This is a genomic window from Bradyrhizobium sp. INPA03-11B (assembly GCF_040446015.1).
In the GTDB taxonomy this organism is placed as follows: domain Bacteria; phylum Pseudomonadota; class Alphaproteobacteria; order Rhizobiales; family Xanthobacteraceae; genus Bradyrhizobium; species Bradyrhizobium macuxiense_A.
Window position 1 is genome coordinate 1 of sequence record NZ_JASGSR010000069.1, and the last position, 11,815, is coordinate 11,815.

The 11,815-nt window shown below is 64.9% G+C and carries 10 protein-coding genes; 5 read left to right on the forward strand and 5 right to left on the reverse strand.

Annotation, left to right across the window (positions count from 1 at the left end):
• Window positions 1-237: 237 nt before the first annotated feature.
• Entirely contained in the window at window positions 238-1,191 is a 954-nt protein-coding gene (locus QMZ05_RS25745; protein WP_353703298.1) for a helix-turn-helix transcriptional regulator, read from the reverse strand.
• Between the two features lie 220 nt (window positions 1,192-1,411).
• Here QMZ05_RS25745 and QMZ05_RS25750 point away from each other — a divergent pair, with 220 nt between their 5' ends.
• From QMZ05_RS25750 to QMZ05_RS25760, 3 genes are all read left to right on the forward strand, one after another.
• Window positions 1,412-2,908, forward strand: coding sequence for a caspase family protein (locus QMZ05_RS25750; protein WP_353703299.1), 1,497 nt, complete (start codon window positions 1,412-1,414; stop codon window positions 2,906-2,908).
• A 65-nt stretch (window positions 2,909-2,973) separates the two neighbouring features.
• Window positions 2,974-4,218 (forward strand): FAD-dependent oxidoreductase, encoded by a 1,245-nt coding sequence (locus tag QMZ05_RS25755; RefSeq protein ID WP_353703300.1) that lies wholly within the window; start codon window positions 2,974-2,976, stop codon window positions 4,216-4,218.
• Between the two features lie 200 nt (window positions 4,219-4,418).
• A complete protein-coding gene (locus QMZ05_RS25760; protein WP_353703301.1) occupies window positions 4,419-5,195 on the forward strand; it encodes an outer membrane beta-barrel protein in 777 nt (258 codons plus the stop codon).
• 88 nt (window positions 5,196-5,283) lie between these two features.
• Here QMZ05_RS25760 and QMZ05_RS25765 read toward each other — a convergent pair whose 3' ends face one another.
• The 4 genes from QMZ05_RS25765 to QMZ05_RS25780 all read right to left on the reverse strand — a co-directional run bounded on the left by QMZ05_RS25765 (window position 5,284) and on the right by QMZ05_RS25780 (window position 9,822).
• Complete coding sequence (locus QMZ05_RS25765; protein WP_353703302.1) at window positions 5,284-6,054, reverse strand: glucose 1-dehydrogenase; 771 nt, start codon at window positions 6,052-6,054, stop codon at window positions 5,284-5,286.
• Between the two features lie 209 nt (window positions 6,055-6,263).
• Window positions 6,264-7,055 carry a porin family protein gene (locus QMZ05_RS25770; RefSeq protein WP_050420262.1) on the reverse strand — a complete coding sequence of 264 codons (792 nt, stop codon included), beginning with the start codon at window positions 7,053-7,055 and terminating at the stop codon, window positions 6,264-6,266.
• A gap of 227 nt (window positions 7,056-7,282) precedes the next feature.
• Window positions 7,283-9,343, reverse strand: coding sequence for a DNA topoisomerase IV subunit B (gene parE / locus QMZ05_RS25775; RefSeq protein WP_353703303.1), 2,061 nt, complete (start codon window positions 9,341-9,343; stop codon window positions 7,283-7,285).
• A 128-nt stretch (window positions 9,344-9,471) separates the two neighbouring features.
• Window positions 9,472-9,822 (reverse strand): hypothetical protein, encoded by a 351-nt coding sequence (locus QMZ05_RS25780; RefSeq protein WP_353703335.1) that lies wholly within the window; start codon window positions 9,820-9,822, stop codon window positions 9,472-9,474.
• Between the two features lie 205 nt (window positions 9,823-10,027).
• Here QMZ05_RS25780 and QMZ05_RS25785 point away from each other — a divergent pair, with 205 nt between their 5' ends.
• Both QMZ05_RS25785 and QMZ05_RS25790 read left to right on the forward strand, forming a co-directional pair.
• Window positions 10,028-10,558 (forward strand): DedA family protein, encoded by a 531-nt coding sequence (locus tag QMZ05_RS25785; RefSeq protein ID WP_353703304.1) that lies wholly within the window; start codon window positions 10,028-10,030, stop codon window positions 10,556-10,558.
• 151 nt (window positions 10,559-10,709) lie between these two features.
• Window positions 10,710-11,699, forward strand: coding sequence for an MBL fold metallo-hydrolase (locus QMZ05_RS25790; protein ID WP_353703305.1), 990 nt, complete (start codon window positions 10,710-10,712; stop codon window positions 11,697-11,699).
• Window positions 11,700-11,815: the final 116 nt, after the last annotated feature.

The window sequence follows — 11,815 nt, forward strand, 5'->3', positions numbered from 1 at the left end:
GCGTGAAACCGCAGGCCTTGGCCAACCCGACCATCGACAGCCCGCTATAGCCGTAGTCGAGAAAAGCCTGATTGACCTGCGTCAGCAGGTCGGGTCCAGGCTTGATCATCTTCTTCGACATCAGGAGTCCGGGGACGACGAGGAACGGCGTATGACGCCGGGAATCCCGATTACGGGCATCAAGGCGCTTTAGCAACCCGCAAGAGCCTGGTTCGCCCGCCGCGTCCGGACGGACGCTCAGGCCGGTCGGGCCCGGTAATCGCCCGGCGTCATCGATTCGGAGGCGTTGAAGAGGCGGTAGAACGTCGCGAGGCTCTCGAAGCCGCAGGCAAAGGCGACCTCGGCGATGGTCTGCCCGGACTGCTCGCGGAGCAGGCGGCGGCTTTGCGCGAGGCGGAGCGCGGTGACGGTCTCCGAGAAGCTCATCTCCGTCTCCTCGAACAGGATGTGCAGGTGACGCACCGAGATGCCGAGCAGGCCGGCAATCAGGGTTGGCGTCAGCGCCGCATTGGGCAGATGCCGCCGGATCAGGCGGCGGGCCAGCGACAGATGGGCGGTTCGCAGCGCCTGCTGCGCGAGCCGGCTCTTTGGCCGCATGACACCGCGCTCGATCAGCGCGATATGGGCCAGCGCCTGCACCATCGGGGCCGGGTCCGCCACCGTGGCGCCGTTCCCCTCGACGAGGTCGCGGAAGCATGATTTCAGCAGCGGCTGCAGCGCGGCCTCATCCTGCACGGGGCTGGGGACGAGCTCGCCGAGCTCGGCGCCCCGCGGAACGATGTCGGTCACCGGGATCTTGATGATGCGCAGGTGGAAGCCGTCGTCGTGCAGCGGGACGGTGCGATAGGGCAGGTCCGAATAGCTGGTCGCGAACATGCCGTCGCGCACCGCGAACTCATCGAGCCGCGCGCCGCCGAACCAGCCGCCGCCGCCGAGCTGCTGGTAGATGCACAGGCTGTCGCTGCGTGCGTCGGCGATGTCGCCCGCGCCCCGTTCGACGCGGTAGGGCGAGGCCCGCAGCTCGACCAGGCCGGCATCACCGAGCTTGCGCAGCGAGAACTCGCCGAAGAAGTTGCGGCGGTGCTCGGGTTCGAGTTCGGCGGTGACGCCGAACAACCCCTTGGCGCGCACCTCCCGCCAATAGTCGAAGCGATCCCGGGGATCGACCTGCTCAGTGGACCATGTGTACACGGAAAAACGCCTGGGACCTGTGGAGAACTCGCGGCAGAGTGAAGCCCCGAATCTATCACGCGGGCTGTAAAAAGAAACTTGACCTGGGACGGACGGGACGCCCCATGGTCGCTACGGGATGGGCGGCCATGACGGCCATCCGCCGCGGGCCTTGAACCGGCCAAACGGCTGATCCGACTATTAGGCGGCGGTCGCATGCGCGGCGCAGGCGGGAATCGGGATGAAGAGCTGGCTTTCGAGACTTTCGGCGACCCTGTTGGCGGTCGCATTCGTCGCATCGGCGGCGCCTGCCCAGGCCGAAAAGCGCGTCGCGCTGGTGATCGGCAACAATGATTACAGGAACGTGCCCAAGCTGCAGAAGGCGGTCAACGACGCCCGCACCATGGGCGACACGCTGAAGCAGCTCGGTTTCAACGTCATGGTGGCCGAGAATCTGAACCGGCAGGCGTTCTCCGAGACGCTGCTCGCCTTCGACCGCGTCGTCGAACCCGGCGATACCGCGTTCTTCTTCTACGCCGGTCACGGCTTCGAGATCGCGGGCCAGAACTTCCTGCTGCCGACCGACGTACCGGCGGCGACCGAAGGGCAGGAGGAGCTGGTGCGCGACGCCTCGGTTCTCGCCGATCGCATCATCGAGCGGTTGCAGAACAAGAAGGCGCGCACCTCGATCCTGGTGTTCGACGCCTGCCGCAATAATCCGTTCGAGCGGGCCGGCACGCGTGCGGTTGCCGGCGGCGGCGGCCTCGCGCCGATGACGCAACTGCCCGAGGGCGTGTTCTCGGTGTTTTCCGCGGGGCCGCGCCAGACCGCGCTCGACCGGCTGTCGAACGACGATGCCAATCCCAATTCGGTGTTCACGCGAACCTTTGCCAGGGAGCTGCTGCAGCCCGGCGAGAACCTCGTGCAGGTCGCCCAGCGTACGCGGCGCCTGGTCAGCGAGATGGCCGAGACGGTGAAGCACAAGCAGATCCCGGTCTATTTCGACCAGATGGTCGACGACGTCTTCTTGAACGGGGCCGCGAAGGCGCAGGCCGAGGCGGCCAAGCCGTCCGCCCCGCCGCAGCAGGTGGCCGCGCTGCCGCCGGTCTCGGTGCCGAAGCTGCCGAAGGAGGACGCGATCAACGCGCCGATCGCGAGCTTCTCGCGGCACAATGGCGGCTGGACCGTCGTGTTCTCGATCGCCGATCCGACGCTCGGCATTTCCTGGCGGATGGGGGATAGCGGCGACTTCCGCGAAACCGGCTTCATGGACACGCTGGATCCGCGCACGCGCAAGCGGATGCCCAATCCATCGATCGAACTGCCGGCCGACGCGCCGGCGGCGACGATCGAGCTGCGCTATGTCGACACCCAGGGCGAGATGCAGGGACCGTTCCCGATCAAGTTCGATCCCGACGCGGCGCTGATCCGCGACCAGCGCAAGATCCTCGACATGACCGCGACGAGCTGGCTGTCGTTCCGCGAATTCAACGGGCTGCTGGTCTACTACACCCATTTGATGTCGTATCGCTGCGCGATCCGCGAGGTGCGGATCGGCATCGACACCGCGGTGCCGGACAAGGTGCTGAAGATGCCGGCCTGCAATTCGCGTGATCCCAGCGCCATCCCGTCCGACGCGCAGCCCTATCTGAAGCTCGCGCCGCAGACCAAATCGATCTCGGTGGAGCTGACCTATCGCGACGGCAGCGTGTCGGAAATCAAGACCTTCCGGCGATAGTTTGCATCCTTGTCGTCCGACCCGCGTTACAAACGGAGCGGCGAGACAACGTTAAGGACGGCGTCATGGATGCGGGCAATCCGGCAGGATCGAACACACGTCAGATGAAGGTGCGCTGCTGCGTGGTCGGCGGCGGGCCGGCCGGCATGATGCTCGGCTATCTGCTCGGACGCGCCGGGATCGTCGTCGTGGTGCTGGAGAAGCACGCCGACTTCTTCCGCGACTTTCGCGGCGACACCGTGCATCCCTCGACCCTGCAGGTGATGGACGAACTCGGCCTGATCGACGGTTTCCTGAAGCTGCCGCACCAGAACATCCAGAGGCTCGACGGCATGTTCGGCCGCACCTCGGTGCGGATCGCCGACCTCAGCCGCCTCAGCGTCAAATATCCCTTCATCGCGATGATGCCGCAGTGGGACTTCCTCAATTTCCTGCGCGAGAGCGGCAGGCGCTTTCCCTCACTGCGCGTGCTGATGAGCGCCGAGGCGACGGACCTGATCCGGCGCGGCGATGCTGTTGCCGGCGTGCGCGTGAACACGCCTGACGGCCCGATCGAGATCGAGACGGATCTTGTGATCGGCTGCGACGGCCGCCATTCGATCGTGCGCGAGCGCGCCGGTCTCAACGTCGAGGAGATCGGAGCGCCGATGGATGTGCTGTGGTTTCGCGTCGGGCGGCGTCCGGACGAGACCGAGAATTTGTTCGCCCGCATCGACAACGGCAAGATGATGGTGACGTTCGATCGCGGCGACTATTGGCAATGCGCCTATGTGATCGCCAAGGGGCAATACGAGGCCGTGAAGGCGAGGGGATTGCCGGCGCTGCTCAACGACGTGCTGCGGCTGGCGCCGATCCTGAAGGCCGGGATCGCCGACGTGAAAAGCTTCGACGACGTCAAGCTGCTCACGGTTGCGATCAACCGGTTGGCGCGCTGGACCCTTCCGGGCCTGCTCTGCATCGGCGACGCCGCGCACGCGATGTCGCCGATCGGCGGCGTCGGCGTCAACCTCGCGGTGCAGGATGCGGTCGCGACCGCCAACATCCTGGCGGCGAAGCTCGTGCAGGGCTGTCCGTCGGAGGACGAGCTCGATGCGGTGCGGCGTCGTCGTGAATTTCCGGTGCGGGTCACGCAGCGCATGCAGGTGATCGCGCAGGACAACCTCATCAGCGCTGCGCTGAAGGGGGGCGATCAACCGGTGCCGTTCGCGTTGCGGTTGATCACGGCGATGCCCTGGCTGCAGGGGCTGACGGCCCGTCTCGTCGCGGTCGGGGTGCGGCCGGAGCACGTGCATTCGCCGGCCGCGAGCTGACGCGCGGCCCCGCGTGTGGAAGGAATTTATCAGGGATAACAGCTGCTTAATTTAGCTGTTAGAAGTTGCGCGGTTGCAACAGAGGGACATGATTCGAAACCGGCGGACACGGATTCTGCACTGCCGGTTCCCGCGGTTTTCTTTTGGTAAGGGTCTCTCTGGGAAAGCTGGTGCCCATCAGACAACCTGGGGGTGCCGCCGTGTTTCGTGCCAAATTCATTGCCGTGTTGACTGCAACGACCGCGCTCGGCGTGGGCGCCGCCGCGGCCGCCGATCTCGCTGCGCGTCCCTACACCAAGGCGCCGGCCTACGTCGAAACGCTCTATAACTGGTCCGGCTTCTATGTCGGCGGCCATCTCGGCGGTGCCTGGACCAACGAGCAGTGGGTCAACAGCGCGAACACGACGGTGTTCGGCGATCTCGCACCCGGCCAGGGCTTTCGGCAGCGCGGCTCTGGCTTCATGGGCGGCGGCCAGATCGGCTACAACTGGCAGGCCAACAACTTCGTGTTCGGCGTCGAGGGCACGGTCTCCGGGCTCGACAATTCCGGCCGCGTCACCAACACGGTGTTCGGCATCGGCCGCGACGATCAGTTCAGCTGGCGCTCGAATGTCATGGCCACGATCGTCGGCCGCGCGGGCTATGCGATCCAGAACAATCTGCTCTATTTCAAGGGCGGCTATGCCGGCGTGAACAACCGCCTGTCCGTCGTCGACAACGTTCCGCCGTCGACCGGCTCCGGCAGCCAGACCCATTGGGCCAGCGGCTGGACCATCGGTGCGGGCTGGGAATACGGCATCACCCGCAACTGGACCATTGGCGTCGAGTATAATTACGCGGCCTTCGAGCGTCAGACCTATCAGCTCGCCGGCACAGCCGCGGGCACCTATACGTTCGACGCCAAGCCGCGCGATATCCAGTGGGCGGTGGTGCGCGTGAACTACAAGTTCGACGCGCCGGTCATCGCGCGCTACTGAACCAAGACTGAGGCGAACAGGATGCAGAAGCCCCGGCGGTCGCCGGGGCTTCTGTGTTTCGGGCCCGTGTGTTTCGGGCTCGTGTGTTTCAGGCCATGACCGAATAGCCGCCGTCGACGGGGATGGCGGTGCCGGTGACGAAATCCGACGCCGGCGACGCCAGGAATACGGCGATGCCGGCGAAGTCGTCGATGGCGCCCCAGCGCGCCGCCGGCGTGCGCGCGAGCACGCGTTCGTGCAGCCCGGCAACCTGCTGGCGCGCGCCCTTGGTCAGATCGGTGTCGATCCAGCCGGGGAGAATGGCATTGACCTGGATGTTGTCGGCCGCCCAGGCGTTGGCGCAGGCGCGGGTGTACTGCACGATGCCGCCCTTGCTCGCGGCATAGGCCGCAGCGAAGCTTGCGCCGAAGATCGACATCATCGAGCCGATATTGATGATCTTGCCGTGGCCCGACGCCTTGAGCGCAGGGTAGGCCGCCTTCGAGCACAGGAAGGCGCTGGTGAGGTTGGTGTCGATCACCTTGCTCCACTCGTCGAGCTCGAGCTCGTGCGGCGGCTTGCGGATGCTCATGCCGGCGTTGTTGACGAGGATGTCGATCCGGCCGAGCTCGCCATTGACCCGCTCGACCATGGCCGCGACGGCCGCCTTGTCGGTCACGTCCGTGGCAACCGCGATCGCCTTGACGCCGCGCTTGACCAGATCCTCGACGGCGGCCTTCGATTTCGTTTCGTTGCGGCCGACCACGGCGACCGCAGCGCCGGCATCCGCCAGGCCGCGCGCCATGCCGAGCCCGATGCCGCCATTGCCACCGGTGACGATCGCGACCCGGCCCGTGAGATCAAACTGTCCGTTTCTCATTGTTGTTGTCCGCTGTGGTTTGAACCGGGGCGAGAGTGCCCGATCGTCGGAACGCTGACCAGATCGGGCGCGGCCGGTCGGCCCTGCGCCAAGTATGTGTGAAGAACGTGAGCGCGCGAGGTTGTTCCCGAAGACATCGGGACAACAAAAAAGCCCCGGACAATGCCGGGGCTTTTCGTCTGCCAGATCAGCAGGGATCGATACGTCGCTCAGTACTTGGCGACAACCGGGCCGGTCCAGTTGAAGCGGTAGACCAGCGAGGTGCTGATGGTCTGGACGAACGGCTTGAAGGTGATGTCGCGGCCGTTCGAGATGTTGGTGACGTCGGCGAGTTCCGAGATGTTCTTGTTGTCGTAGTAGGCAGCGCGGTACTCGGTCTTCATGAACCAGCCCGGCGCGGTGATGCCGAAGATGTTCAGGTTGTTCTCGACGCCGCCGCCGACGAACCAGCCGCTGCGGTCGAAGCCGTTGGTGTGGCCACCGACCGGAAGAGCGGTCGCGGTGTTGAACAGGGTGGTGCCCTTCCAGTGCGAGCTGGAGTAACCGGCGTTGACGTAGGACAGAACGTTCGGAGCGACCAGATAGCCGAGGCGCGCACCAGCGGCCCAGCTGTAGTCGTTCTTGATGTTGCCGGCGATGCCGAGACCCTGATCCTGGATGGTGCCCTTCAGGCTGCCGAACTGACCGTCGGCGAACACGCCGATGACCCAGCTGTTGGCGGTCTGCCAGTCGTAACCGGCACCGACGGTGCCGAACCAGCCGTCGCCGCCCTGGCGCTGGTTGAAGCCGAGGATCGGCGCGCCCGTAACGGTCGACTGGACGCCGGTGTCAGCGTCCCAGACGCCGCCGCCGCCACCGCCGAAGATGTAGAAGCCGGTCCAGCTCGGCGCCACTGCGATCGGGGCCGGAGCCTTGGTGTAGGGGCGGGCGGCCAGATCGGCGGCCGACGCGGAACCCGTCATCGCAGCAACCGCGGTCAGAGCGAGCAAAATCTTCTTCATATCCAAATCCTCGACTAGCGTTCGATCGGGTCGCTGACGGGAGTGCGCTGGCACCGATTCCCGAAACTCATGTTGGGGACTATACGTGGTTCCGCCGGAAATGCTGTTGCGGGTGAGACACAACCGCCCGAAAACGAAACCGAGGGGGCTCTCCTGGACGGCGAATGAAAACGGCCGCCCCGATCTGGAGGCGGCCGGAAAATCATTTCAAATCAGTCGGTTGAGGCCTAAACGTCGAGCAGATCGTCGCTGGCGAATTCGGCCTTGTCGGAGATGAAGGCAAAGCGGGCTTCCGCCTTGGTTCCCATCAGCCGCTCGACCGAGTCGGCGGTGCCCTCGCGATCGTCGGCCAGCAGCACCACGCGCAGCAGCGTGCGCTTGGCCGGATCCATCGTGGTCTCCTTGAGCTGCGCCGGCATCATTTCGCCGAGGCCTTTGAAGCGATTCACCTCGACCTTGGCGTTGGCGTTGAATTCGCTCTTGAGCAGCTCTTCCTTGTGCGCGTCGTCGCGGGCGTAGATCGACTTGGTGCCGTGCTTGAGCTTGTAGAGCGGCGGCACCGCCAGGTAGAGATGTCCCTCGTCGATCAGCCGCGGCATTTGCCGGTAGAAGAAGGTGATCAACAGCGAAGCGATATGCGCGCCGTCGACGTCGGCGTCGGTCATGATGATGATGCGCTGATAGCGCAGATCTTCTTCACGGTAGTGCGCGAGCGTGCCGCAGCCGATCGCCTGCACGAGATCGGAGAGCTGCGCATTCGCGGTCAGCTTGTCCTTGCCGGCCGATGCGACGTTGAGGATCTTGCCGCGCAGCGGCAGCACGGCCTGGGTCTTGCGATCGCGCGCTTGCTTGGCGCTGCCGCCTGCCGAGTCACCTTCGACGATGAAGAGCTCGGAGCCTTCGGTGCCGGCATCGGAGCAATCGGCGAGCTTGCCGGGAAGACGCAACTTCTTGCCGGCGGTCTTGCGCGCCGTTTCCTTTTCCTGGCGGCGGCGCAGCCGTTCCTCGGCGCGATCGATCACGAAGTCGAGCAGCCGGTTGGCCTGGTTCGGATTGCCCGACAGCCAGTGGTCGAACGGATCCTTCATCGCCTGTTCGACGATGCGCTGCGCTTCGGCGGTGGCGAGGCGGTCTTTCGTCTGGCCCTGGAATTCAGGCTCGCGCACGAACACCGAGAGCATGACGGCCGCACCCACCATCACGTCTTCCGAGGTGATGGAGGCTGCGCGTTTGCCTTGACCGGCGCGTTCGGCGTGATCCTTCAGGCCGCGCAGCAGCGCGCTGCGCAGACCCGATTCATGCGTGCCGCCGTCGGGCGTCGGCACCGTGTTGGTGTAGGACGACAGGAAGCCGTCGGCATCGGCGGTCCAGGCCACCGCCCATTCGCAGGCGCCATGCGCGCCGCTGCGGCCGGATTTGCCGGAGAAGATATCCTGATGCACCAGCGTGTCGGCATGGATCGCCGCGGCGAGATAATCCTTCAAGCCGCCGGGGAAGTGGAATTTGGCTTCCGGCGGGACGTCCTCGATGCCCTTCAGCAGTTCCTGATCGCAGTGCCAGCGGATCTCGACGCCGCCGAACAGATACGCCTTCGAGCGCGTCATCTTGAACAGGCGCTGCGGCTTGAACGCCGCCTTGGCGCCGAAGATGTCGGTATCAGGCTTGAAGCGGATCCGGGTGCCGCGGCGGTTATTGACCTTGCCGAGGTCCTCGAGCTTGCCCTTGGGATGGCCGCGCTCGAAGGTCATGCGATGCAGCTGCCCGCTGCGCGCGACCTCGACCTCGAGCCGCGAGGAGAGGGCGTTGACGACGGAGACGCCGACGCCGTGCAGGCCGCCCGAGGTCTCGTAGACCTTGGAGTCGAATTTGCCGCCCGAGTGCAGCGTGCACATGATGACTTCAAGTGCCGACTTCTTCGGGAATTTCGGATGCGGGTCGACCGGAATGCCGCGGCCATTGTCGGTTACGGTCAGGAAGCCGTCGGCGGTCAGTTCGACGTCGATGAAGGTGGCGTGACCCGCCAGCGCCTCGTCCATGCAGTTGTCGATCACCTCGGCGAACAGGTGGTGCAGTGCCTTTTCGTCGGTGCCGCCGATATACATGCCGGGGCGCCGGCGGACCGGTTCCAGGCCCTCCAGAACCTCGATGTCGGCGGCAGTGTAGCCGGCTTCGGCGCCTCCCGCGGGCCGGGAAGCGGCCTTCGCAGGGGTGCGTGCCTTCGGTTCCGAGGCTCCGAACAGATCGTCAGCAGATTTGCTTTTGGCGTTCGACTTCAATGACTTGGCCATGTTTCTTCAAGTGGCGCGCCAGTTATGGCGCGGCGAATCGGTTGCTTTGACTATGCCACGGATGGGCTGCCAATGGGGGACGGCCGCACCCTGGGGGGCTGACCATCCCTGTAGATAGGAGCCCGCGATTACGCCCGCGAGGTGCGGAATACAATGACCGTGAACAGGGCCATTGCGACAACCACAATGAGCGATCCCACGATCGGCGCCGCCTCGAACGCGGGACCCTTCAGCAGAACGGCAGCTACGCCGGCCGGAAACAGCACGCCGCCGACGATATGCAGACAGCCCTGGATCCTGGCCAGCAGCATGCTGCCGGCCGCCGGCACCAGCCGGTAGTAGAGGCCGAACAGGAACAGCAGCACGCCGCCAATGAGATTGAGATGCGCGTGCGCCGGCCCCAACGTGAAGTCGTGCTGGATACCCATGGCGATGCCTGCGAGCATTCCGAACAGCAAGACGAGAACGCTCACGCACATCATCAATGACCCGATCATCCAGTGATTCCTTATTTTTGTAGGGGAGATGCCAGCCAGCCTGGACCAGGGGGCCTTACCGGAGATCACGTTTGATCCCCGCCTTTGTGACTTGATGTCACGCAATGGGCTGGCTTACCTGTTCTTAGGCTGCGTGCCGTTAGAAAGGTTCATTCGAGGTCCAACGGAGCGGAAGGCACACGACGAAATGGAAGACTTTGCGCGGGCCCTGGCCGAATTCGTCCGCCACCACCAGGCCTGGGCCGCTCCGATCGTCATGTTGCTGGCGTTTGCTGAATCGCTCGCGTTCATCTCATTGCTGGTGCCAGCCTGGGGCGCGCTGGTTGCGATCGGCGCCCTGATCGGCGTCAGCGGGATCAATTTCTGGCCGATCTGGATCGCCGGCGGCATTGGCGCTGCGCTCGGCGACTGGGTCTCCTACTGGTTCGGCTATCGCTACAAGGAGCAGGTCGCGCAGATGTGGCCGCTGTCGCGCTATCCGGAGATACTGCCGCGCGGTGAGGCCTTCGTGAAGACCTGGGGCGTGCCCAGCATCTTCATCGGCCGCTTCTTCGGCCCGCTGCGCGCCTCGGTGCCGCTCGCGGCCGGCATTTTCGAGATGTCGTACTGGCAATTCCAGGTCGCCAATTTCGTCTCCGCGCTGGTCTGGTCGGCGGCGCTGCTGCTGTTCGGCGACGTCATTGCCCAGGCCCTCGAATGGATGTGGCGCGCGGTGTAGCGAGTTCCCGGAATAAGGCCAACCTGCAGGGGTTAGGCGGGAGAACAAACGGCTCGCGCCGTCGGTCATCGCGCGAGCATCGAAACGTTGACACAACCTCGCCCGCCAACTGCGAATTCATTGGGCGCCGCTTCACTGGGAAGGACAACACATGGAATTGACACGACGTCACGCTCTTGCCGGCGCCGCCGGCATCGCCGCCGCACCGTTGTTGCCGGCGCTCCCGGCCAATGCCGCTTCGCCCGTTGCCGACAAGCAGGCGCCGAGCTTCTATCGCTACAAGGTTGGTGACATCACGGTCACCGCGGTGTCCGACGGCAAGACCGTCTTCAAGCTGGAAGACTCCTTCATCCCGAATGCGAAGCGGGACGATGTCAACGCGGCGCTGGATAAGGCGTTCATGCCGCGCGACATGGTGACGATCTGGTACGCGCCGCTGGTGCTCAATACCGGCGGCAAGTTGGTCGTGATCGACACCGGCAATGGCGCGCTGGCCAAGGCCAGCACGAAGGGGGCCAACGGTCTGTTCGCCGACAATTTCGTCGCCGCCGGATTCGATCCCAAGAATGTCGACATGGTCGTGATCTCGCATTTCCACGGCGATCACGTGAACGGCCTGCTCACCGCCGAGGGCACGCCGGCGTTTCCGAACGCCGAAGTGCTGGTGCCGGCGACCGAATGGAAGTTCTGGATGGACGATGGCGAAATGAGCCGTGCGCCGGCCGGCCGCATGCAGGGCCTGTTCAAGAACAACCGCAACATCTTCGAGGCCGGTCTGAAGAAAAAGGTCACGCCCTACGAATGGGGCAAGGAGATCGCGCCGGGCCTGACCTCGGTCGAGACTGTCGGCCATACGCCGGGCCACACCTCCTACGTGCTGGCCTCGGGCTCGGAGAAGGTGTTCATCCAGTCCGACGTCACCAACAATCCGCATCTGTTCGCGACCAATCCCGGCTGGCACGCGTTCTTCGACCAGGACGCTGACGTCGCCGAGAAGACCCGCCGCCGCGTCTACGACATGATCGTCGCGGAGCGGCTCCAGGTGCAGGGCTTCCACTATCCGTTCCCGGGCCTCGGCAATGTGGTGAAGGATGGCAGCGGCTACCGTGTCGTGCCGGCGCCGTGGAATCCGGTGATCTGACGGTTTTCCTTGACGCAAAAGGGCCGCGGCCTTATAGCCGCGCCCATGATCAACGCCGCGACCATCATCATTGCCCGCCGCCGCCGCATTCTCGCGGTATGGGCGGTCGCTCGCGT

Excerpts from the sequence above, each read along its gene's own strand:
- QMZ05_RS25765 (WP_353703302.1), bottom strand. The coding sequence starts at position 6,054 with ATGAGAAACGGACAGTTTGATCTCACGGGCCGGGTCGCGATCGTCACC.
- QMZ05_RS25785 (WP_353703304.1), top strand. The coding sequence starts at position 10,028 with ATGGAAGACTTTGCGCGGGCCCTGGCCGAATTCGTCCGCCACCACCAG.
- QMZ05_RS25755 (WP_353703300.1), top strand. The coding sequence starts at position 2,974 with ATGGATGCGGGCAATCCGGCAGGATCGAACACACGTCAGATGAAGGTG.
- QMZ05_RS25790 (WP_353703305.1), top strand. The coding sequence starts at position 10,710 with ATGGAATTGACACGACGTCACGCTCTTGCCGGCGCCGCCGGCATCGCC.
- QMZ05_RS25780 (WP_353703335.1), bottom strand. The coding sequence starts at position 9,822 with ATGTGCGTGAGCGTTCTCGTCTTGCTGTTCGGAATGCTCGCAGGCATC.
- QMZ05_RS25770 (WP_050420262.1), bottom strand. The coding sequence starts at position 7,055 with ATGAAGAAGATTTTGCTCGCTCTGACCGCGGTTGCTGCGATGACGGGT.
- QMZ05_RS25750 (WP_353703299.1), top strand. The coding sequence starts at position 1,412 with ATGAAGAGCTGGCTTTCGAGACTTTCGGCGACCCTGTTGGCGGTCGCA.
- parE (WP_353703303.1), bottom strand. The coding sequence starts at position 9,343 with ATGGCCAAGTCATTGAAGTCGAACGCCAAAAGCAAATCTGCTGACGAT.